Source organism: Variovorax sp. BGA-UO-ETr-C22 (assembly GCF_059567965.1).
In genome coordinates this window covers 323,367-344,923 of sequence record NZ_JCAQPA010000006.1, presented here as the reverse complement: position 1 = coordinate 344,923, position 21,557 = coordinate 323,367, and the positions used below count along the sequence as shown (strand labels likewise).

The 21,557-nt window shown below is 66.8% G+C and carries 21 protein-coding genes and 1 tRNA gene; 8 read left to right on the top strand and 14 right to left on the bottom strand.

Features of this window, described 5'->3' with window-relative positions:
* Positions 1-4 precede the first annotated feature (4 nt).
* From AC57B8_RS03205 to gmd, 3 genes are read left to right on the top strand one after another with little or no spacing between them, the layout of a single operon-like run.
* Entirely contained in the window at positions 5-751 is a 747-nt protein-coding gene (locus tag AC57B8_RS03205; RefSeq protein WP_070061303.1) for a LuxR C-terminal-related transcriptional regulator, read from the top strand.
* Between the two features lie 60 nt (positions 752-811).
* Positions 812-2,299, top strand: a complete 1,488-nt coding sequence (locus AC57B8_RS03200) for a mannose-1-phosphate guanylyltransferase/mannose-6-phosphate isomerase (RefSeq protein ID WP_496478629.1) — start codon at positions 812-814, stop codon at positions 2,297-2,299.
* A 35-nt stretch (positions 2,300-2,334) separates the two neighbouring features.
* Positions 2,335-3,372 (top strand): GDP-mannose 4,6-dehydratase, encoded by a 1,038-nt coding sequence (gene gmd / locus AC57B8_RS03195; RefSeq protein ID WP_496478628.1) that lies wholly within the window; start codon positions 2,335-2,337, stop codon positions 3,370-3,372.
* A 120-nt stretch (positions 3,373-3,492) separates the two neighbouring features.
* Here gmd and AC57B8_RS03190 read toward each other — a convergent pair.
* From AC57B8_RS03190 to uvrB, 10 genes are all read right to left on the bottom strand, one after another.
* Positions 3,493-3,567, bottom strand: a tRNA-Val gene (locus AC57B8_RS03190).
* A gap of 75 nt (positions 3,568-3,642) precedes the next feature.
* A complete protein-coding gene (gene dnaQ / locus AC57B8_RS03185) occupies positions 3,643-4,350 on the bottom strand; it encodes a DNA polymerase III subunit epsilon (RefSeq protein WP_495259842.1) in 708 nt (235 codons plus the stop codon).
* 85 nt (positions 4,351-4,435) lie between these two features.
* Positions 4,436-4,774 carry an ISC system 2Fe-2S type ferredoxin gene (gene fdx / locus AC57B8_RS03180; protein WP_070061051.1) on the bottom strand — a complete coding sequence of 113 codons (339 nt, stop codon included), beginning with the start codon at positions 4,772-4,774 and terminating at the stop codon, positions 4,436-4,438.
* A gap of 13 nt (positions 4,775-4,787) precedes the next feature.
* Entirely contained in the window at positions 4,788-6,650 is a 1,863-nt protein-coding gene (hscA, locus tag AC57B8_RS03175) for a Fe-S protein assembly chaperone HscA (protein WP_496478627.1), read from the bottom strand.
* Between the two features lie 6 nt (positions 6,651-6,656).
* A complete protein-coding gene (gene hscB, locus AC57B8_RS03170; protein WP_070061053.1) occupies positions 6,657-7,175 on the bottom strand; it encodes a Fe-S protein assembly co-chaperone HscB in 519 nt (172 codons plus the stop codon).
* A gap of 63 nt (positions 7,176-7,238) precedes the next feature.
* On the bottom strand, positions 7,239-7,562 hold the full coding sequence (gene iscA / locus AC57B8_RS03165) for an iron-sulfur cluster assembly protein IscA (RefSeq protein WP_007828190.1): 324 nt from the start codon (positions 7,560-7,562) through the stop codon (positions 7,239-7,241).
* A 1-nt stretch (position 7,563) separates the two neighbouring features.
* Positions 7,564-7,986 carry a Fe-S cluster assembly scaffold IscU gene (gene iscU / locus AC57B8_RS03160; RefSeq protein WP_062473231.1) on the bottom strand — a complete coding sequence of 141 codons (423 nt, stop codon included), beginning with the start codon at positions 7,984-7,986 and terminating at the stop codon, positions 7,564-7,566.
* A gap of 50 nt (positions 7,987-8,036) precedes the next feature.
* Complete coding sequence (locus AC57B8_RS03155; protein ID WP_062473230.1) at positions 8,037-9,257, bottom strand: IscS subfamily cysteine desulfurase; 1,221 nt, start codon at positions 9,255-9,257, stop codon at positions 8,037-8,039.
* Between the two features lie 88 nt (positions 9,258-9,345).
* On the bottom strand, positions 9,346-9,882 hold the full coding sequence (gene iscR / locus AC57B8_RS03150) for a Fe-S cluster assembly transcriptional regulator IscR (protein ID WP_056580055.1): 537 nt from the start codon (positions 9,880-9,882) through the stop codon (positions 9,346-9,348).
* A 238-nt stretch (positions 9,883-10,120) separates the two neighbouring features.
* Positions 10,121-12,238 carry an excinuclease ABC subunit UvrB gene (gene uvrB / locus AC57B8_RS03145; protein WP_496478626.1) on the bottom strand — a complete coding sequence of 706 codons (2,118 nt, stop codon included), beginning with the start codon at positions 12,236-12,238 and terminating at the stop codon, positions 10,121-10,123.
* A gap of 105 nt (positions 12,239-12,343) precedes the next feature.
* Between uvrB and AC57B8_RS03140 the strand changes: the two genes are divergently transcribed.
* From AC57B8_RS03140 to AC57B8_RS03125, 4 genes are all read left to right on the top strand, one after another.
* Positions 12,344-13,540 carry an amino acid aminotransferase gene (locus AC57B8_RS03140; protein ID WP_390343342.1) on the top strand — a complete coding sequence of 399 codons (1,197 nt, stop codon included), beginning with the start codon at positions 12,344-12,346 and terminating at the stop codon, positions 13,538-13,540.
* A 155-nt stretch (positions 13,541-13,695) separates the two neighbouring features.
* Complete coding sequence (locus tag AC57B8_RS03135) at positions 13,696-15,153, top strand: polyhydroxyalkanoate depolymerase (RefSeq protein WP_139704962.1); 1,458 nt, start codon at positions 13,696-13,698, stop codon at positions 15,151-15,153.
* A 19-nt stretch (positions 15,154-15,172) separates the two neighbouring features.
* Complete coding sequence (locus AC57B8_RS03130) at positions 15,173-15,805, top strand: RnfABCDGE type electron transport complex subunit B (RefSeq protein WP_496478625.1); 633 nt, start codon at positions 15,173-15,175, stop codon at positions 15,803-15,805.
* A complete protein-coding gene (locus AC57B8_RS03125; RefSeq protein WP_095947175.1) occupies positions 15,802-16,437 on the top strand; it encodes a LysE family translocator in 636 nt (211 codons plus the stop codon). Before AC57B8_RS03130 ends, AC57B8_RS03125 begins: the two co-directional genes overlap by 4 nt.
* Before the next feature lie 12 nt (positions 16,438-16,449).
* Here AC57B8_RS03125 and yedA read toward each other — a convergent pair whose 3' ends face one another.
* Positions 16,450-17,373, bottom strand: coding sequence for a drug/metabolite exporter YedA (gene yedA / locus AC57B8_RS03120; RefSeq protein ID WP_496478624.1), 924 nt, complete (start codon positions 17,371-17,373; stop codon positions 16,450-16,452).
* A gap of 116 nt (positions 17,374-17,489) precedes the next feature.
* Here yedA and AC57B8_RS03115 point away from each other — a divergent pair, with 116 nt between their 5' ends.
* A complete protein-coding gene (locus AC57B8_RS03115; protein WP_062473217.1) occupies positions 17,490-17,987 on the top strand; it encodes an Lrp/AsnC family transcriptional regulator in 498 nt (165 codons plus the stop codon).
* Here the strand turns inward: AC57B8_RS03115 and AC57B8_RS03110 are convergent.
* The 3 genes from AC57B8_RS03110 to accC are packed head-to-tail and all read right to left on the bottom strand — an operon-like array spanning position 17,977 to position 21,544.
* Entirely contained in the window at positions 17,977-18,462 is a 486-nt protein-coding gene (locus AC57B8_RS03110; RefSeq protein ID WP_056580047.1) for a VOC family protein, read from the bottom strand. The two genes, AC57B8_RS03115 and AC57B8_RS03110, sit on opposite strands and share 11 nt — an antisense overlap.
* Positions 18,459-19,496, bottom strand: coding sequence for a biotin synthase BioB (gene bioB, locus AC57B8_RS03105; RefSeq protein ID WP_496478623.1), 1,038 nt, complete (start codon positions 19,494-19,496; stop codon positions 18,459-18,461). Before bioB ends, AC57B8_RS03110 begins: the two co-directional genes overlap by 4 nt.
* On the bottom strand, positions 19,496-21,544 hold the full coding sequence (gene accC, locus AC57B8_RS03100) for an acetyl-CoA carboxylase biotin carboxylase subunit (protein WP_496478622.1): 2,049 nt from the start codon (positions 21,542-21,544) through the stop codon (positions 19,496-19,498). The genes bioB and accC overlap by 1 nt, the downstream gene beginning before the upstream one ends.
* Positions 21,545-21,557: the final 13 nt, after the last annotated feature.

Here is a 21,557-nt window from a genome sequence, read left to right as displayed (position 1 = left end):
CGTGATGGCGCCGCGCCGCCCGGGCCCGTCCGCCCCCGTGTGCGCGCCCGCCGCGAGGCTGTGGCCGGACTTCATGACGGGCCAGGAAAAATCGCCGGTGCGCGTGCTGCTCATCGACGACGACGAGTACATGCGCCGGGTGATCGCCCAGGAGTTGCTGTCGGACCTGCGCATCCAGCTCGAAGGCCAGGCCGACAGCATCCGCGAGGGGCGCAAGCTCTTGGCCACGCATGCGTTCGACGTGCTGATGGTCGACCTGCGGCTCAGCGACGGCATGGGCTTCGAGCTGATCGCCGAGGCGCGCCGCCACCATGGCAACGGCGAGATCATCGTGATCTCCGCGCTCGAGGACGATGCCCACGTGCTGCGCGCCTTCGAACTGGGCGCCACGGGCTACCTGCTGAAGAACGCCTGGCTGCAGAGCTTTGCCGATGCGGTGCTGCACGTGGTGAACGGCGGCGCCGTCATCACGCCGCGGCTCGCGCGGCGCCTGCTGCACCGCCTGAACCACCAGCCCCGCGAGCCGCAGCCCGCCGACGACGCATCGCCGCCGCGCGACACGACGCTGACACCGCGCGAGAGCCAGGTCCTTCGCCACGTGGCGTCGGGCTACGTCTCGGCGGAGATCGGCGCCAAGCTCGGCATCACGGGCCAGACGGTCAACGTGCACATCAAGAGCATCTACAAGAAGCTGCATGTGCATTCGCGCGCCCAGGCGGTGAACCTCGCCGTTCACACGGGCCTGATCTGAGCGGCACGCCCTCGAAGCGATCCGGTTCATCACCCACTGCACACACAAAGGCTGGTCACCATGAACACCCCCACCATTCATCCCGTGGTCCTGTGCGGCGGCAGCGGCACGCGGTTATGGCCGCTGTCGCGCAAGGCCTTTCCCAAGCAGTTCGCACCGATCGTGGGCAACAAGAGCCTGCTGCACCTCACGCTCGAACGGCTCGCCACGCTGAACCGGACGATCACCTGCGTCGCGTCGGAGGAGCATCGCTTCCTGGTGCGCGAGGCGATCGAGAACGCGCACGCGCAGGGCCGCCAGATCCTCGAGCCCGTGCCCCGCAACACGGCCGCCGCGATGGCCGCGGCAGCGCTGCTGGCCGAGCCCGACGACCTGCTGCTCTTTGCGCCCGCGGATCACCACATTCCCGACGTGGCGCTGTTCGAAGCCACGATGCGCAGCGGCGTCGACGCAGCCCTGGCGGGCAAGATCGTCACCTTCGGCATCGCGCCCAGCTTTCCGAGCACGGCCTACGGGTACATCGAGGCGGCCGGGGCCACGGGCCATGGCCGCAGCCACGCGGTGGCGCGCTTCGTCGAGAAGCCGACGGCGGCGGTGGCCGCGGCGCTGATCCTGCAGGGCAACTACTGCTGGAACGCGGGCATCTTCCTGGTCCAGGCGCGCACGCTGGTCGCGGCCCTGCGCACGCATGCGCCCGACATCCTCGCCACCTGCGAACGCGCGACCGCCGCGGTGTCGGTCGACGGCAGCTTCGTGCGGCTGGACCGCGAGGCCTTCGAAGGCTGCCGCAGCGACAGCATCGATTACGCGGTGCTCGAAAAGCACGCCGACGTCGCGGTGGTGCGCTTCGAGGGCGCCTGGAGCGACGTGGGCAGCTGGAACGCGGTGGCCCAGCTGCACCCGGCCGACGAGGCGGGCAACCGCGTGAGCGGCGCGGGCAGCGTGCTGAATTCGCGCAACACCTTCGTCCATGCGCCGCACCGGCCCGTGGTAGCGCTCGGCACCGAGGACCTGATCATCGTGGACACGCCGGACGCGGTGCTGGTCGCGGGCGCGGACTGCGCCGAACAGGTGGCCGAGGTGGTGCGCATGCTGGCGCGCGAGGGCACGGTCGAGGCCACCGAGCATCGCCGCGTGGTGCGGCCCTGGGGCGCCTACGACAGCATCGATACGGGCGAGCGCTTCCAGGTGAAGCACCTGACCGTCAAGCCCGGCGGCAAGCTGTCGCTGCAGATGCACCACCACCGCGCCGAACACTGGATCGTCGTCAAGGGCACGGCCAAGGCCACGCGCGGCGGCGAAGTGCTGCTGGTGCGGGAGAACGAGTCGATCTACCTGCCCTCGGGCACCATCCACCGGCTGGAGAACCCCGGCAAGACGATGCTGGAAGTGATCGAGGTGCAGACCGGCAGCTACCTCGGCGAAGACGACATCGTGCGCTTCGACGACACCTACGGCCGCTGCCCCGCGGCCGAGAAGCGCGAGGCACTCGCGTTGCAAGCGGCCCTGCAGCCCACGGCCGAACGCGGCGTCGATGCGCCGGCCTGACCCGTCCCTTCCCTTCCTCTCACCTCATTGAAGCCATGAAAAAACGTGCTGTCGTCACTGGCATTACCGGACAGGACGGGGCGTACCTGGCCGAGCTGCTGCTGGGCAAGGGCTACACCGTCTACGGAACCTTCCGCCGAACCAGTTCGGTGAACTTCTGGCGCATCGAGTCGCTCGGCATCCAGGACCATCCGGAGCTTCATCTGGTGGAGTACGACCTGACGGACCTGGGCAGTTCGATCACGCTCATCAGGGACTCGCAGCCCGACGAGGTCTACAACCTGGCGGCGCAGAGCTACGTGGGCGCGAGTTTCAACCAGCCCGAAGCCACCACGAACATCAACGGGCTGGGCACCCTCCACCTGCTCGACGCGATCCGCCTGACGGACCGCGGGATCCGGTACTACCAGGCCTCGACGTCGGAGATGTTCGGCAACGTCCAGGCCATTCCGCAGAAGGAAGACACGCCCTTCTATCCCCGCAGCCCGTACGGCGTTTCCAAACTTTTCGCCCACTGGATGACCATGAACTACCGCGAGAGCTACGGGCTCTTCGCTTGCTGCGGCATCCTCTTCAACCACGAGAGCCCGTTGCGCGGCCGCGAATTCGTGACGCGCAAGGTCACCGACGCGGCGGCCAAGATCAGGCTCGGCAAGCTCGATGTGCTCACGCTGGGCAACATGGATGCCAAGCGCGACTGGGGCTATGCGAAGGAATACGTCGATGGCATGTGGCGCATGCTGCAGGCCGACAAGCCGGACAACTACGTGCTCGCCACCAACCGCACGGAAACCGTGCGGGATTTCGTCGACATGGCGTTCAGGGCCGCGGGCTACGAACTCCGGTTCGAAGGGTCGGCGCAGGAAGAGGTCGCCATCGACCGCGAGAGCGGCAAGGTTCTGGTGAAGATCGATCCGAAGTTCTATCGGCCGGCGGAAGTGGAACTGCTCATCGGCGATGCGTCGCATGCCAGGAAGACGCTGGGCTGGGAGCCCCGGACGACGCTGGAGGAGCTGTGCGCGATGATGGTGGAGGCCGACCTGCGGCGCAACCGCGAAGGCCGCTCCTTCTGAGCGCGGCAGACCCGTCCTGAATGGCATCGGGATTTGCGCGGGACCAACAAAAACGGCACCCGAAGGTGCCGCCTGAAACGAAAACGGCACCTGATGGTGCCGTCTGTCGTAGGTCTGAAATGGTGGGCGGTGGAGGCTTCGAACCTCCGACCCCAGCAGTGTGAATGCTGTGCTCTACCCCTGAGCTAACCGCCCTGAGACACTGCTTTTGAGTTCAGTGTCTTGAACACGTATCGCGTTGTGCGAAGCCTCAGATTATGCCATAGCTTTTCAGCCGTTTTGGCGAAATAAAGTTTTTCCACCGCTGGATTTGTCGAGTTGCGACAACACGGCCTCGTGCGCGCTGAGTTCGTGCTCGGCCGCCGCGATCACCGGCAGCTCGAACTGGCTCAGGTCGATGGCCACGATCGTGGTGCCCTGCGCGGGTTCGTTCGAGGCCACGTCGATCAGCAGGGCATCCTGCCCGCGCGTGAGGTTGATGTAGACGTCGGCCAGCAGCTGCGCGTCAAGCTTGGCGCCGTGGAAGGTGCGGTTCGAGCGGTCGACACCGAAGCGGTCGCACAGCGCGTCGAGCGAATTGCGCTTGCCCGGGTAGACCAGCTTGGCCATGGCCAGCGTGTCGGTCACTTCGCTCACGAAGGTCTTGAGCGGCGGCAGGCCGGCGCGCTCGAATTCCTTGTTCAGGAAGCCGACGTCGAAGGCCGCGTTGTGAATGATCAGCTCGGCATCGCGCAGGTACTCGATGATGTCCTTGCCCAGCGTGGCGAACTTCGGCTTGTCGCGCAGGAAGTCGGTGGTCAGGCCGTGGACCTTGAGCGCGTCCTCGTGGCTCTCGCGCTCCGGGTTGAAGTAGATGTGCAGGTCGTTGCCGGTGAGCTTGCGCGCGAACAGCTCCACGCAGCCCAGCTCGATGATGCGGTCGCCGTTCTCCGCAGACAGGCCGGTGGTTTCCGTATCGAGAACGATCTGGCGACTCATGCGTGCCCCCTGTCTCGGCACTTCGTGTCCTCGCCGCCCCCCGAGGGGGTGCGAGCTTGCTTGGGGCGGCCCGGCGCTGCGCTCATCAGTGGTTTTCCTTGGCGTGGTTGATCGAGTACTTCGGAATCTCGATCGTCACATTCTCCTGCGCCAGGATCGACTGGCAACTCAGGCGCGATTGCGGCTCCAGGCCCCAGGCGCGGTCGAGCAAATCTTCTTCGCCCTCTTCCGCCTCGTTCAGCGAGTCGAAGCCCGCGCGCACGATCACGTGGCAGGTGGTGCAGGCGCAGCTCATCTCGCAGGCGTGCTCGATGTTGATGTCGTGGTCGAGCAGCGCCTCGCAGATCGAGGTGCCGGCGGGCGCGGTGATCTCGGCGCCTTGCGGGCAGTACTCGGGATGCGGGTAGATCTTGATCGTGGGCATGAAATGGTTCTGTCTACAGGGATTCGACCTTGCGGCCGGCGAGCGCGCGTGCAATGCCCGCGTTCATGCGCTGGGCCGCGAAGGCTTCGGTGTCGTTGGCCAGTACCTTCGTGGCGGCTTCGATCACGGCGGCTTCGTTGCTGCTCTTGGCAACATCGCGCAGCCGTGCCATCGAGGCGTCGATGGCGGCGCGCTCTTCAGCGCTCAGCAGGTCGCCGTCGGCATCGAGCGCGCTCTGCGTGGCCAGCAGCATGCGGTCTGCATCGACGCGCGATTCCACCAGCGCGCGGGCCTGCATGTCCTGCTGGGCGGTGGAGAAGCTTTCCTGCAGCATGGTCGCGATCTGGTCGTCCGACAGGCCGTACGACGGCTTGACCGCCACGCTGGCCTCGACGCCGCTGCCCTGCTCCTTGGCGCTCACGCTCAGCAGGCCGTCGGCGTCGACGGTGAAGGTCACGCGGATGCGCGCCGCGCCGGCCGCCATCGGCGGGATACCGCGCAGCGTGAAGCGCGCGAGGCTGCGGCAGTCGGACACGAGGTCGCGCTCGCCCTGCACCACGTGCAGCGCCAACGCGGTCTGGCCGTCCTGGTAGGTCGTGAAGTCCTGGGCCATCGCGGTGGGGATGGTCTGGTTGCGCGGCACGATGCGCTCGACCAGGCCGCCCATGGTCTCGATGCCGAGCGACAGCGGGATCACGTCAAGCAGCAGCAGTTCGCCCGCGCCGTTGTTGCCGGCCAGCTGGTTGGCCTGGATCGCGGCGCCAAGCGCCACGACCTCGTCGGGGTTCAGGTTGATCAGCGGCTCGCGGCCGAAATAGGCGGCCACCGCGCTGCGGATCTGCGGCATGCGCGTGGAGCCGCCGACGAGCACGATGCCCTGCAACGCTTCGGGCTTGAGCTTCGCGTCGCGCAGTGCCTTGCGCACGGCCGCGAGGGTGCGGTCGGTGAGCGCCTGCGTGGCGGCGAAGAACTGCGCGCGCGTCAGCGTGAACTCGGCATGGCCGCCCGCCAGCGCGGCGCTGAAGAGGGTCGACTCGGCATCGGTCAGTGCTTCTTTCGCGGCGCGCGCGGCCACGAGCAGCGCGGCGCGGTCGTTGTCGCTGCCGGCCTGGCGGCCGGTCTGCGCGAGTACGAAGTCGGCGATGGCATGGTCGTAGTCGTCGCCGCCCAGGGCCGAGTCGCCGCCCGTGGCGATCACTTCGAACACGCCCTGCGTGAGCCGCAGGATCGAGATGTCGAAGGTACCGCCGCCCAGGTCGTAGACCGCGTAGACGCCTTCGCTCGCGTTGTCCAGGCCGTAGGCAATGGCGGCGGCGGTCGGCTCGCTGATCAGGCGCAGCACGTTCAGGCCCGCGAGCTGCGCCGCGTCCTTGGTCGCCTGGCGCTGGCCTTCGTCGAAGTAGGCCGGCACGGTGATGACGGCGCCGTAGAGCTCGTCGTCGAAGGTGTCTTCGGCGCGGTAGCGCAGCGTGGCCAGGATCTCGGCGCTGATCTCGACGGGCGACTTCTCGCCGGCCGAGGTCTGCACCTTGACCATGCCGCCGTCGTCACCGCCGATGCGGTACGACATGGCGTCGCGGTTCGCGATGTCGGCCAGGCCGCGGCCCATGAGCCGCTTGACCGAGGTGATGGTGTTGGCGGGGTCCTGGGCGCGCGCGGCCACGGCGTCGAAGCCGATCTGGCGGCGGTCGCCGTCGAGGTAGCGCACGGCCGAGGGCAGCAGCACGCGGCCCTGGTCGTCGGGCAGGCACTCGGCCACGCCGTTGCGCACCGAGGCCACCAGGGAATGCGTGGTGCCCAGGTCGATGCCCACGGCAATGCGGCGCTGGTGCGGGTCGGGCGCCTGGCCGGGTTCGGAAATCTGAAGAAGAGCCATAAGGGCTTATTGTCCCAACTGATCGAATTTTTTCTCGACGTCCTCGCCGAAGCGCTCAATGAACATGAGGGCTCTCACTTGCTGAACGGCACCGGGGTAGTCGCCCTTCTCGTCGATCAGCCAGTCGAGTGACGAGAGTGCGCGGGCGCGCGTGGTTTCGACGTCCTCCTGCAGCACCTCGACGGCGGCGATGTCGCGGGCGTCGTCGAGCGCTTCGCGCCATTCCATCTGCTGCATCAGAAAGGCACCCGGCATCGCCGTGTTGTTCTCCGCATTCAGCGGCGCGCCGTTGAGTTCACAGATATAGCTCGCGCGACGGATCGGGTCCTTGAGCCGCTGGTAGGCCTCGTTGATGCGCACCGACCACTGCATGGCCACGCGCTGCGCGGCGGCGCCCTGCGCGGCAAAGCGGTCCGGGTGCGCCTCGCGCTGCAGCTCCTTCCAGCGCGCGTCGAGCACGGCGCGGTCCTGCGCGAAGGTCGCCGGGACGGCGAACAGTTGGAAGTCGGTGTCGTTCAGATTCATGGCAAGAAAAAACCGCCAGCACATGACATGGTGGCGGCTGTGGTCGCGGTCAGCGACGACGCATCAGATGCGAAAACTTTCGCCGCAGCCGCAGCGATCACGTTCGTTCGGGTTGATGAACTTGAAGCCCTCGTTCAGGCCTTCGCGCACGAAGTCGAGCTGCGTGCCGTCGATGTAGGCCAGGCTCTTCGGGTCGACCAGCACCTTCACGCCGTGGTCTTCGAACACCACGTCTTCAGGCGTGAACTCGTCGACGTACTCGAGCTTGTAGGCCAGGCCCGAGCAGCCGGTGGTCTTCACGCCCAGCCGCACGCCCACGCCCTTGCCTCGTTTGCCGAGGTAGCGGGTGACGTGGCGCGCAGCGGCTTCGGTCAGCGTGACGGCCATCTCAGTGAACAGCAGCTTCGGCGGTCGACTCGGGGGTCTTGGCGCCGTGCTTGGCCTTGTAGTCGCTCACGGCCGCCTTGATGGCGTCTTCCGCGAGGATCGAGCAGTGGATCTTGACCGGCGGCAGCGCCAGTTCTTCGGCAATTTGCGCGTTCTTGAGGGCCGCCGCTTCGTCGAGCGTCTTGCCCTTGACCCATTCGGTCACGAGCGACGAGGAAGCGATGGCCGAGCCGCAGCCGTAGGTCTTGAAGCGCGCGTCTTCGATCACGCCGGTTTCGGGGTTGACCTTGATCTGCAGCTTCATCACGTCGCCGCAAGCCGGTGCGCCGACCATGCCGGTGCCTACCGAGTCGTCGCCCTTTTCGAAGGAGCCGACGTTGCGGGGATTTTCGTAGTGGTCGATGACCTTGGAAGAATATGCCATGGTGTACCTCTCAAACTTTGTTCAATCGTGGAGCCTTGGGCTGGCCTGGGTCAGTGGGCCGACCACTGGATCGTGCTGATGTCGACGCCGTCCTGGAACATCTCCCACAGGGGGCTCAGCTCGCGCAGCTTGGCGACGTTGTGCTTGATGGTCGAGATGGCGTAGTCGATTTCTTCTTCGGTCGTGAAGCGGCCGATGGTCATGCGCAGGCTGCTGTGGGCCAACTCGTCGCTGCGGCCCAGGGCGCGCAGCACATAGCTGGGCTCCAGGCTGGCCGAGGTGCAGGCCGAACCCGACGACACCGCCAGGCCCTTGATGCCCATGATCAGCGACTCGCCTTCGACGTAGTTGAAGCTCATGTTCAGGTTGTGCGGCACGCGGCGCTCGAGGTCGCCGTTGATGAAGACCTGCTCGACATCCTTCAGGCCATCGAGCAGGCGCTTCTGCAGGCGGGCCGCATGGGCGATGTCGTCCTTCATCTCGAGCTTGGCGATGCGGTAGGCCTCGCCCATGCCGACGATCTGGTGCGTGGGCAGCGTGCCCGAGCGCATGCCGCGCTCGTGGCCACCGCCGTGCATCTGCGCTTCGAGGCGGATGCGCGGCTTGCGGCGCACGTACAGCGCGCCGATGCCCTTGGGGCCGTAGGTCTTGTGCGAAGCCAGGCTCATCAGGTCGATGGGCAGCTTCGTGATGTCGATGTCGATCTTGCCGGTGGCCTGGGCCGAGTCGACGTGGAAGATCACGCCCTTTTCGCGGCAGGCATTGCCCAGCGCGACCACGTCCTGGATCACGCCGATTTCGTTGTTCACGAAGAGCACGCTGGCCAGGATGGTGTCGGGACGGATGGCCGCCTTGAACTTCTCGAGATCGACGAGGCCGTTTTCCTCGACGTCGAGGTAGGTCACTTCGAAGCCCTGGCGCTCAAGTTCGCGCATGGTGTCGAGCACGGCTTTGTGCTCGGTCTTCAGGGTGATCAGGTGCTTGCCCTTGCCCTTGTAGAAGTGGGCCGCGCCCTTGAGCGCCAGGTTGATCGACTCGGTGGCGCCCGACGACCAGACGATCTCACGCGGGTCGGCGTTGATCAGGTCGGCCACCTGGCCGCGCGCCTTCTCGACCGCTTCTTCGGCTTCCCAGCCCCAGGCGTGGCTGCGCGATGCCGGGTTGCCGAAATGTTCGCGCAACCAGGGAATCATGGCGTCGACCACACGCGGGTCGACCGGCGTGGTGGCGCCGTAATCGAGATAGATCGGGAAATGAGGAGTGACGTCCATGGCTGGCTCGGGCTGGCGTGGGGGGTTGTGTTCTGGGATCAGGGCAAACTCAGGGCGATGCCCGCAGGCATCGCCGGACTCATCGGGGTCAGGACTTCGCGAAGACGTTGCCGAGGGCGAAGACCGAATTCGGCGCATTCACGCGGATGGGCTTGACCACCGGCTGGGCCGAGATGGCGCGCTTGACGACCGGCTTGTTCTCGATCTGCACGCCCTTGGCGATCTGGTCGTCGACCAGCTTCTGCAGCGTGACGGAGTCGAGGAACTCGACCATGCGCTGGTTCAGCGAGGCCCAGAGTTCGTGCGTCATGCAGCGACCCTGCTCACCGAGGCAGTTTTCCTTGCCGCCGCACTGCGTGGCATCGATCGGCTCGTCGACGGACACGATGATGTCGGCGACCGTGATGTCCGCCGCCTTGCGTCCGAGGCTGTAGCCGCCGCCGGGGCCGCGGGTCGACTCGACCAGCTCGTGGCGGCGCAATTTGCCGAACAGCTGTTCGAGGTACGACAACGAAATCTGCTGCCGCTGGCTGATCGCAGCCAGCGTGACCGGACCGGTGTTCTGACGCAACGCCAGATCGATCATTGCTGTGACCGCAAAACGGCCTTTGGTAGTGAGACGCATCGCAAGCTCCTTCAAGTGCTTACCGTTGAAATGACACCACAGCCTTGGGCCGCGGTGACTTCGTCTCCGCCCTGCCCGACCCCGACGCTGGTGAACCAGCCGGTAGGAGTCGGTCCTTCATCGCGAAGTTCTTTGTTGTTGAGTATTTCGGTCAAGTATAGCAGAAGCCCCTGAGATCTGCTCGGGTAAACCCCAGCGCGGTTCGCTTGAAGAAAGCGAACTTATGACCTAGCTGAAATCAGGACGCCAAACCGGCGATGTTGTCGCCGCCCGACGCCCCGAACGCCTGCTCGCGCAGCAGCGCCAGCTGGTCGCGCACCCGGGCCGCTTTTTCGAACTCGAGGTTGCGGGCGTGCTCCAGCATCTGCTTCTCGAGCCGCTTGATCTCCCGGGCGATGTCCTTCTCGCTCATGTCCTCGACCTTGGCGCGTTCCAGGTCGAGCTTGGCCATTTCCTTGCCCGTCTTCTCGCTGTAGACGCCGTCGATCAGGTCGCGCACCTGCTTCACGATGCTGCGCGGCGTGATGCCGTTCGCCTCGTTGTGGGCGATCTGCCGGTTGCGGCGGCGCTCGGTCTCGCCCATGGCCTTCTTCATCGACTCGGTCATCCGGTCGGCATAAAGAATGGCCTTGCCGTTCAGGTTGCGCGCCGCGCGGCCGATGGTCTGGATCAGCGAGCGCTCCGCGCGCAGGAAGCCTTCCTTGTCGGCATCGAGGATCGCCACCAGCGACACCTCGGGAATGTCCAGCCCCTCGCGCAGCAGGTTGATGCCCACCAGCACATCGAACGAGCCCAGGCGCAGGTCGCGCAGGATTTCCACCCGCTCGACCGTGTCGACGTCGCTGTGCAGATAGCGCACCTTCACGCCGTTGTCGCTCAGGTAGTCGGTGAGCTGCTCGGCCATGCGCTTGGTCAGCGTGGTGATCAGCACGCGTTCGTTCTTCTCGACACGGATGCGGATCTCGCCCAGCACGTCGTCCACCTGGTGCGTGGCGGGACGCACCTCGACCTCGGGGTCGATCAGCCCGGTGGGCCGCACCAGCTGCTCGACGACGTTGCCGGCATGGTCCTTCTCGTACTGCGCGGGCGTGGCCGACACGAAGATGCACTGGCGCACCCGCTGCTCGAACTCCTCGAGCTTGAGCGGCCGGTTGTCCAGCGCGCTCGGCAGCCGAAAACCGTACTCGACCAGCGTGACCTTGCGCGCCCGGTCGCCGTTGTACATGGCGCTGAGCTGGCCGACCATCTGATGGCTCTCGTCGAGGAACATCAGCGCGTCCTTCGGCATGTAGTCGGTGAGCGTGGGCGGCGGGTCGCCGGGCTGCGCGCCCGAGAGGTGCCGCGTGTAGTTCTCGATGCCCTTGCAGTGGCCGATTTCGGCCAGCATTTCGAGGTCGAAGCGCGTGCGCTGCTCCAGCCGCTGCGCCTCGACCAGCTTGCCCGCGCCAGTCAGTTCCTTGAGCCGGCCGGCCAGCTCGATCTTGATGGTTTCGACGGCCGCCAGCACCTTGTCGCGCGGCGTCACGTAGTGGCTCGACGGGTACACCGTGAAGCGCGGCACCTTCTGGCGGATGCGCCCGGTGAGCGGGTCGAACAGCTGCAAAGATTCGATCTCGTCGTCGAACAGCTCGAAGCGGATCGCCAGCTCGCTGTGCTCGGCCGGAAACACGTCGATGGTGTCGCCGCGCACGCGGAACGTGCCGCGCGCGAAGTCCTGCTCGTTGCGCGTGTACTGCATGCGGATGAGCCGCGAGATCAGGTCGCGCTGGCCGACCTTGTCGCCGACGCGGGCAATCAGCCGCATCTCCATGTAGTCCTCGGGCGTGCCGATGCCGTAGATGGCGCTCACCGTGGCCACGATGACCGTGTCGCGCCGCTCCAGCACACTCTTGGTGGCCGACAGGCGCATCTGCTCGATGTGCTCGTTGATCGAGGAGTCCTTCTCGATGAACAGATCGCGCTGCGGCACGTAGGCCTCGGGCTGGTAGTAGTCGTAGTAGCTCACGAAGTACTCGACGGCGTTCTTCGGGAAGAACTCGCGGAATTCGCTGTACAGCTGCGCCGCCAGTGTCTTGTTGGGCGCGAACACGATGGCCGGGCGGCCCAGCCGGGCAATCACGTTGGCCATGGTGAAAGTCTTGCCCGAGCCCGTCACGCCCAGCAGCGTCTGGTACACCTCGCCGTCGAGCACTCCGGCCACCAGGCCGTCGATGGCCGTGGGCTGGTCGCCTGCCGGCGGATAAGGCTGGAACAGCTCGAACGGCGAGTCGGGGTAGCGGATGAATTCGCCCTGTTTCGCCGGCCCGATCGGGTCGACTTTCTTCAGGTCTGCTATGGCTTCGGTGTTCTCTGGCATGGCTGTTCCCGACAGGTGGCGTGGCGCCGGTAAAATTCAAGGCAACCGGAAAGGATAAAGCCTCCTCCGGTTGCCAGCGAAGCTTTCATCCCAAAGGACCTTTCCATGTCTATGTTCACCGCGGTCGAAATGGCGCCGCGCGACCCGATCCTCGGCCTCAACGAGCAATTTGCAGCCGACACCAACCCCCTCAAGGTCAATCTCGGCGTCGGCGTGTATTACGACGACAACGGCAAGCTGCCCCTGCTCCAGTGCGTGCAGGCCGCAGAGCAGAACATGATGAAGGCCCCCTCGGCCCGCGGCTACCTGCCGATCGACGGCATCGTGGCCTACGACAACGCCGTCAAGGGCCTGGTCTTCGGCCCCGACAGCGAACCCGTCACCTCCGGCCGCGTGGCCACCATCCAGGCCATCGGCGGCACCGGCGGCCTGAAGGTCGGCGCCGACTTCCTCAAGAAGCTCAACCCCAACGCCACCGTGCTGATCAGCGACCCGAGCTGGGAAAACCACCGCGCGCTGTTCACCAACGCCGGCTTCACGGTCGAGAGCTACCCCTACTACGACGCCGCCCAGCGCGGCATCAACTTCGACGGCATGCTGGCCGCCCTGAACGCGGCACCGGCCGGCACCATCGTCGTGCTGCACGCCTGCTGCCACAACCCGACCGGCTACGACATCACCCCCGAGCAGTGGGACCAGGTCGTTGCGGCCGTCAAGGCCAAGGGCCTCGTGCCCTTCCTCGACATGGCCTACCAGGGCTTCGGCTACGGCCTCAAGGAAGACGGCGCGGCCGTCGCCAAGTTCGTCGACGCCGGCCTGACCTTCTTCGTGTCGACCTCGTTCTCCAAGAGCTTCAGCCTGTACGGCGAGCGCGTCGGCGCCCTGTCGGTGCTGTGCGAGAACAAGGAAGAAGCCGGCCGCGTGCTGTCGCAACTCAAGATCGCCATCCGCACCAACTACAGCAACCCGCCGATCCACGGCGGCGCGGTGGTGGCCGCAGTGCTCGGCACCCCCGAGCTGCGCGCCCTGTGGGAAAAGGAACTGGGCGAGATGCGCGTGCGCATCAAGGCCATGCGCCAGAAGCTGGTCGACGGCCTGAAGGCCGCCGGCGTGAAGGAAGACATGAGCTTCATCACCACCCAGATCGGCATGTTCAGCTACTCGGGCCTGACCAAGGACCAGATGGTTCGCCTGCGCAACGAGTTCGGCGTGTACGGCACCGACACCGGCCGCATGTGCGTCGCCGCGCTCAACAGCAAGAACATCGACTACGTCTGCGCGTCGATTGCGAAGGTCATCTAGGTGACAACCGGGTGTGACTGAATCGACTTTTTGACGATTCGTTCACATTCGGCCACAGAAGCCGAATCCAGCCCGCTCCGGGCTAGGGTTCGGCCCCCTGCGCCGCGGCAAATGCACTGATATATTGCACTGCAACATCCACTCAAAGACCCGCGATGCTCTATCAACTCTACGAAGCCCAGCGTTCCCTGATGGAGCCCTTTTCGGACTTCGCCCAGGCCGCCTCCAAGCTCTACGGCCCCGGCGCCGTCTGGAGCCAACTGCCGATGGCACAGCGCATGGCCGCCGGCTATGACCTGCTGTACCGGCTGGGCAAGGACTACGAGAAGCCCGAGTTCAACATCAAGTCCGTCAAGGTCGACGGCGAAGAGGTCGTGATCCAGGAGGCCGTCGAGCTCGACAAGCCCTTCTGCGAACTGCGCCGCTTCAAGCGCTTCACCGACGAACCGCACATCCTCAAGACGCTCAAGAGCCAGCCCGTGGTGCTGATCGTGGCGCCGCTGTCGGGCCACTACGCCACGCTCTTGCGCGACACCGTGCGCACCATGCTGCAGGACCACAAGGTCTACATCACCGACTGGAAGAACGCGCGCCTGGTGCCGCTGTCGGACGGCGAGTTCCACCTGGACGACTACATCAACTACGTGCAGGAGTTCATCCGCCGCCTGCAGGCCGAGTACGGCAACTGCCACGTGGTGAGCGTGTGCCAGCCCACCGTGCCGGTGCTGGCGGCCGTGTCGCTCATGGCCAGCCGCGGCGAGCCGCTGCCCCTCACGATGACCATGATGGGCGGCCCGATCGACGCGCGCAAATCGCCCACGGCCGTGAACAACCTCGCGACCAACAAGAGCTTCGAGTGGTTCGAGAACAACGTGATCTACCGCGTGCCGCAAGGCTTCCCGGGCGCGGGCCGCAAGGTCTACCCGGGCTTCCTGCAGCACACAGGCTTCGTGGCCATGAACCCCGACCGCCACGCCAGCAGCCACTACGACTACTTCAAGGACCTGATCAAGGGTGACGACGCCAGCGCCGAAGCCCATCGCAAGTTCTACGACGAGTACAACGCCGTGCTCGACATGGACGCGGACTACTACCTGGAGACCATCCGCACCGTGTTCCAGGACTTCGACCTGGTCAACGGCACCTGGGACGTGAAGAGCCCCGCCGGCCAGGTGGAGCGCGTGCGTCCGCAGGACATCCACGCCACCGCCCTGCTCACCGTCGAAGGCGAACTCGACGACATCTCCGGCTCAGGCCAGACCCAGGCCGCGCACAGCCTGTGCACCGGCATCGCCGATGCCAAGCGCGAGCACTACGAGGTCAAGGGCGCGGGCCACTACGGCATCTTCAGCGGCCGCCGCTGGCGCGATCTGGTCTACCCGAAGGTGCGCAACTTCATCGCGGCCAGCGACGAGCCCCAGCGCCGCGCCGGTGCCCGCGAAGAGCTGCCGGCCGAAGACCGCATCAAGCCGGGCCAGAAGCTGAAGGCCGTGGCCACCGCTGCGGCCCGCAAGACGCCGGTCGCCGCCAAGAAGGCCGTCGCCGTGAAGGCCGCGCCGGCCGCCAAGAAGCCGGCCGCAGCCAAGAAGCCCCGCGCCAGCGCCGCGCGCTGAGCCGCGCGCCTCACCGACCGTGAACGGGCTGGCCGCACGCATCAACGACGCACTGCCTCAGACGCAGTGCACACGGTGCGGCTACCCGGATTGCGCAGGCTACGCGCAGGCCATCGCCGACGGCGAGGCCGACATCAACCAGTGCCCGCCGGGCGGCGCCGAAGGCATCGAACGCCTTGCGCAACTCACGGGCCGGCCCGTGCTGCCGCTCGATCCGCAGTTCGGCACCGAAGGCCCACGCGCCATGGCCGTCATCGACGAGGCCTGGTGCATCGGCTGCACGCTGTGCCTCGATGCCTGCCCGACCGACGCGATCATCGGCATCCACAAGCGCATGCACACGGTGATCGAGGCGCACTGCACGGGCTGCGAGCTGTGCATTCCGGTCTGCCCGGTCGATTGCATCTCGCTCGAAGTCGAAACACCCGGCCGCAGCGGCTGGCAGGCGTGGTCGCAGGCACAGGCGCAGGCCGCCCTGCAGCGCTACAAGCTGCACGCCCAACATCGCGACACGGCGAAACGCGAAGCCGAACCCGCGCCCGCTGCCACCGAACCGCAAGCCGCCGATACGCGCAAGCGCTCCATCGTCGAAGCTGCCCTGGCACGCGCCCGCGCCGCCGCCGAACAACGCCAGGCCGCCACCAAGCCATGACCCTCGACACCCTGCTGATCTACGCCGTCGCCTCGCTCGCCCTGGCGGTGATCCCTGGCCCGACCATGCTGCTGGCGCTGTCCAACGGCATCGACGGCGGCATGCGCCGCGCCAGCTGGGGCATCGCGGGCGCCTCGCTGGGCAGCGTCTCGCTGATCGCGGTCGTGGCGCTCGGGCTGGGCTCGCTGCTCGCGGCCTCGGAATGGCTCTTCAACGCGATCCGCGTCGCGGGCGTGGCCTACCTGGTCTGGCTCGGCATCAAGCTGTGGCGCAGCGAGGCGACCGACCTGGGCACGGCGCTGGCCAAGTCGGCCGTCGAGGTCCGTCCGCACGGGCGCATCGCCCTCGTGCGCAGCCTGATGGTGGCGCTGTCGAACCCGAAGACGGTGCTGTTCTTCGCCGCCTTCCTGCCCCAGTTCATCGACACCGCCAAGCCCCAGGGCATGCAGTACCTGGTGCTGGGCGCGATCTTCGTGGCGCTCGACACCTGCGTGATGCTGGCCTATGCCGGCGCCGGCACGCAGGCCGTGCGCTGGCTCTCGCGCCGCGGCCTCAAGGTGCTCAACCGCAGCTGCGCCGTCGGCATGTGGCTGCTGGCCGCCACCCTCGCCTTCTGGCGCCGCCCCGCCTGAGCCTCGTCGAACTCAGCCCTTCTGCGGGCGCTTGAAGAGCAACAGCAGCACGCCCGCCAGCACCACGCCCACGGCGTACCACTCGAAGCGCGTGACCGTCTCGTGGGCGATCCACACGCCCAGCAGCATCGCGATCACCGGGTTGACGAAGGTGTAGCTCGCCGCCAACCCGGCCGGCGCCTGCGCGAGCAGCACCATGTAGGCGTTGAAGGCGATCAGCGAGCCGAACACCACGAGGTAGACCCACGCCCCCAGCGCCACCGGCTGCGGCGGCCAACTCATCGTTTCGCCCGACGCCGCGGCCAGCACCATCAGCACCACACCGCCGCACAGCATCTCGCTCGCGAAGCCCATCGCGCCGGGTGCCAGCGGCAGCTTGCGCTGGCTCAGCACGCTGCCGAGCGACCAGCACATGCACGCCACGCAGATCGCCACCAGCCCTTCGGGCGAGGCCTTGAAGCCGCTGCCCTGCGTGAGCATCAGCACGCCGACCAGCCCCAGCGCGATGCCCGCCGCTTCGAGCCGCGCCGGCTTCACGCCCCAGATCAGGTTCAAGAGCGCAATCAGCAACGGAATGACGGCAATGAACGCCACCACCAGTCCCGAGCCGATCGACACCTCGGCCAGGGCCGTGCCGCCCATGCCGCCGCCGAGCATCAGCGCGCCGACGACCAGCGCATTGCGCCACTGCAGGCGCGTCGGCCAGGGCGTGCCGCGCCAGCGCATCCACGCCGCCAGCAGCACGCCCGCGACCAGGAAGCGCGAGCCCATCTGCAGGAACGGCGGAAAGCTGATCAGCGCGTACTTGATGGCCAGGTAGGTCGAGCCCCAGACCACCCAGGTGGCGGCCAGGCACAGCCACAGCAGCGGCGTCAGCCGGGGACGCGAGGAGGAAGCGGCAGGCGCGGGCTGCGCGGGCGTGGCGAGTGTCGACATATCGAGGGTGTCTCTTCTTGGTATGGAATGCCCGTCATGGTATGAAAGCCATGGGCCGGCAGCCATGCGAAATTCATGGTTCTGCTCGCACCGCACCGTCGAATTAAAGGACTTCCATGGACTTCACCTTGACCCCCACGCTGGACGCCCACGACACCCGCATCCTGGCCGAACTGCAGGCCGACGCCCGCCTGAGCATGGCCGAGCTGGGCCGCCGCGTGCACCTGAGCCAGCCGGCCGTGACCGAACGCGTGAAAAAGCTGGAAGCCGCCGGCGTCATCACCGGCTACCGCGCCACCGTGAACCTCACGCGGCTGGGCTACGGCATCCGGGGGATCATCCGCGTCGGGCGCGCCGACTACGACCTCGTGGTGAAGCTGGTGCAGGAGACGCCCGAATGCGTCAATGCCTACAACGTGACCGGCGAGGACAGCTGGATCCTCGAGATCGCCGTGATCGACGTGCCGCACCTCGATGCGGTGCTCGCCAAGTTCTGCATCCTGACCGAGACCGCGACCTCGATCATTTTGAACCCGGCGCGCGAGCACCAGCCGATGCTGCCGCCGCAGCGCGCCGACGTGAAGCCGCCGGTGCGCAAGGCGCTCAGCGCGTAGCGGCGAGCGCGTTGAAGGCCGTCACCACCTCGGGTGGCGCCTGCACCATCTCGACCAGCACGCCCTCGCCCGAAATCGGGAACTCGTCGTTGGCCTTGGGGTGCAAGAAGCAGATGTCGAAGCCGGCCGCGCCCTTGCGGATGCCGCCCGGCGCAAAGCGCACGCCCTGCGCCGTGAGCCATTCGACGGCCTTGGGCAGGTCGTCGATCCACAGGCCGACGTGGTTCAGCGGCGTGGTGTGCACCGCCGGCTTCTTCTCGGGGTCCAGCGGCTGCATCAGGTCGACCTCGACCTTGAACGGGCCGCTGCCCATCGAGCAGATGTCCTCGTCGACGTTCTCGCGCTCGCTGCGGAAGGTGCCCGTCACCTCGAGCCCCAGCATGTCGACCCACAGCTTCTGCAGACGCAGCTTGTCGGGGCCGCCGATGGCGATCTGCTGGATGCCCAGCACCTTGAAGGGACGCGGCGTGGTCATGCGCAGCCGCCTTCTTCCGCCTGCTCCTGCGTGCGGTGCGAGCGCAGGCCGAGCTTGCGCAGCAGCTGCACGTCGGCGTCGACGTCGGGGTTGCCGGTGACCAGCAGCTTGTCGCCGTAGAAGATCGAGTTGGCGCCGGCCATGAAGCACAGGGCCTGCACCGCCTCGCCCATCTGCTGGCGGCCGGCCGACAGGCGCACGCGCGCGGTCGGCATGGTGATGCGCGCCACGGCGATCATGCGCACGAAGTCGAAGGGATCGACCGGCTCCGAGTCGGCCAGTGGCGTGCCGGGCACGCGCACCAGGCTGTTGATCGGCACCGACTCGGGGTACGGGTCCATGTTGGCGAGCTGCGCGATCAGCCCGGCGCGGTGCACCGGCTGCTCGCCCATGCCCACGATGCCGCCGCAGCACACGCTGATGCCGGCACCGCGCACGGCCGCCAGCGTGTCCAGGCGGTCCTGGTAGGTGCGCGTGTCGACCACGTCGGTGTAGTACTCGGGCGCGGTGTCCAGGTTGTGGTTGTAGTAGTCCAGGCCCGCGGCCTTGAGCTGCTGCGCGTGGTGCGGCTCCAGCATGCCCAGCGTGGCGCAGGTCTGCAGGCCCAGGCCCTTCACGGCCTCGACCAGCACCGCCACCTTCTCGACGTCGCGGTCCTTGGGCGCGCGCCAGGCGGCGCCCATGCAAAAGCGCGTGGCGCCGGCGTCCTTGGCGGCCTGCGCGGCGCGCACCACCTCGTCGACCTCCATGAGCTTTTGCGCCTTCACGCCGGTGTCGAACTCGGCCGACTGCGGGCAGTAGCCGCAGTTCTCGGGGCAGCCGCCGGTCTTCACCGACAGCAGCGTGGCCAGCTCGATGTCGCCTTCGGGGAAATGCCGGCGGTGCACGGTCTGCGCCTCGAACAGCAGTTCCATGAAGGGTTTGTCCAGCAGCGCCTGGATGGCCTCCACGGACCAGGGGCCCCGGGGCGTTGCCACGGCCTTGGCCGGGCGGTGCAGCGTGATTGCTGCCTGTTGCAGGTCGTTGGCACCCATCAGTTGAACTCCAGAATGATTTGGTCGACGGCGAGCGATTCGCCCTTGGCCGCCGAGATCTTGCCCACCACGCCGTCCTGCGTGGCGAACAGCACGTTTTCCATCTTCATGGCCTCGATCACGGCCAGCTTCTCGCCGGCCTGGACCTGCTGCCCCGGCTGCACCGACACCTCGACCAAGAGGCCCGGCATCGGCGACATCAGGAACTTGCTCAGGTCGGGCGGCGCCTTGTAGGGCATCAGCTCGAGCAGGCGCGCGCCCAGCGGCGACAGCACCATGGTCTCGATCTGCGTGCCGTCGTGCGACACGCGCAGCGCCAGCGGGTTCTTGCCCGCGCCGCGCTCCACCTGCGCCGTGAACGGCTTGCCGTTGGCCGTGCCCTGCACGCGCACAGCGCCCAGCGCGAAGTCGCTCTCGATCTGGTAGCGCTTGTCGCCCACCGTGACGGCGCTGGCGCCGGTCTTGCCCTGGAAGTCGCTCACCGACACCGCGTGGTGCACGTGCTTGCCCTCGGGGCCCAGCTCGACCACCACGAACTGCTCGCCCACCTTCACGCCGTGGCCCGCGAGCTGCCCGCTGATGCCCGAGGCGCGCGCGCGGTAGCGGCGGTTGACGAAGGCGGCCAGTGCCACCAGGAACGCCGGGTCGGCGTGCGGCACGTCTTCCGCGTGGAAGCCCTTGCCGTAGTGCTCGGCGATGAAGCCGGTGTTGAAATCGCCCGCCACGAACTTCGGATGCGCCAGCAGCGCGGCCTGGAACGGGATGTTGCTGCTGATGCCGCGGATCACGAAACCGTTGAGTGCCTCGCGCATGAGCGCGATGGCCTCGTTGCGGTCCTTGCCGTGCACGATGAGCTTGGCGATCATCGAGTCGTAGTACATCGGGATCTCGCCGCCGTCGTACACGCCGGTGTCCACGCGCACGCCGTGCAGGTGGCCGGTGTCGCTCGCGAACATGCTCTCGGCCGGCGGCTGGAACTTCACCAGGCGACCCGTCGAGGGCAGGAAGTTGCGGAACGGGTCTTCGGCGTTGATGCGGCACTCGATGGCCCAGCCGTCGCGCTTCACGTCGGCCTGCGCCAGCGGCAGCTTCTCGCCGGCCGCCACGCGGATCATCAGCTCGACCAGGTCCAGGCCGGTGATGCACTCCGTCACCGGGTGCTCCACCTGCAGGCGCGTGTTCATCTCCAGGAAATAGAAGCTCTGGTCCTTGCCGACCACGAACTCCACCGTGCCTGCGCTTTGGTACTTCACGGCCTTGGCCAGCTGCACCGCCTGCTCGCCCATCGCCTTGCGCGTGGCGTCGGTGATGAAGGGCGACGGCGCCTCCTCGATCACCTTCTGGTGCCGGCGCTGGATCGAGCACTCGCGCTCGTTCAGGTAAATGACGTTGCCGTGCGAATCGCCCAGCACCTGGATCTCGATGTGGCGCGGCTCCTCGACGAACTTCTCGATGAACACGCGGTCGTCGCCGAAGGAGTTGCGCGCCTCGTTGCGGCACGAGGTGAAGCCCTCGAAGGCCTCCTTGTCGTTGAACGCCACGCGCAGGCCCTTGCCGCCGCCGCCGGCCGAGGCCTTGATCATCACGGGGTAGCCGATGTCCTTGGCGATCTCGACGGCGCGCTCGGCCGTCTCGATGGCGTCGTTCCAGCCCGGAATGGTGTTCACCTGGGCTTCGTTCGCGAGCTTCTTCGAGGCGATCTTGTCGCCCATGGCCGCGATCGAATAGTGCTTCGGGCCGATGAAGGCAATGCCCTCTTCCTCGATCTTGCGCGCAAAGGCTTCGTTCTCCGACAGGAAGCCGTAGCCCGGGTGCACGGCCTCGGCGCCGGTCTGTTTGCAGGCCGCGATGATGCGGTCAGCCTGCAGATAGCTTTCGCGGCTGGGCGCCGCGCCGATGTGCACGGCCTCGTCGGCCAGCTCGACGTGGCGGGCTTCCTTGTCGGCGTCGGAGTAGACGGCGACGGTGAGGATGCCCATCTTCTTGGCCGTTTGAATCACACGGCAGGCGATTTCGCCACGGTTGGCGATCAGGATCTTCTTGAACATTTTCTTCTTCTCC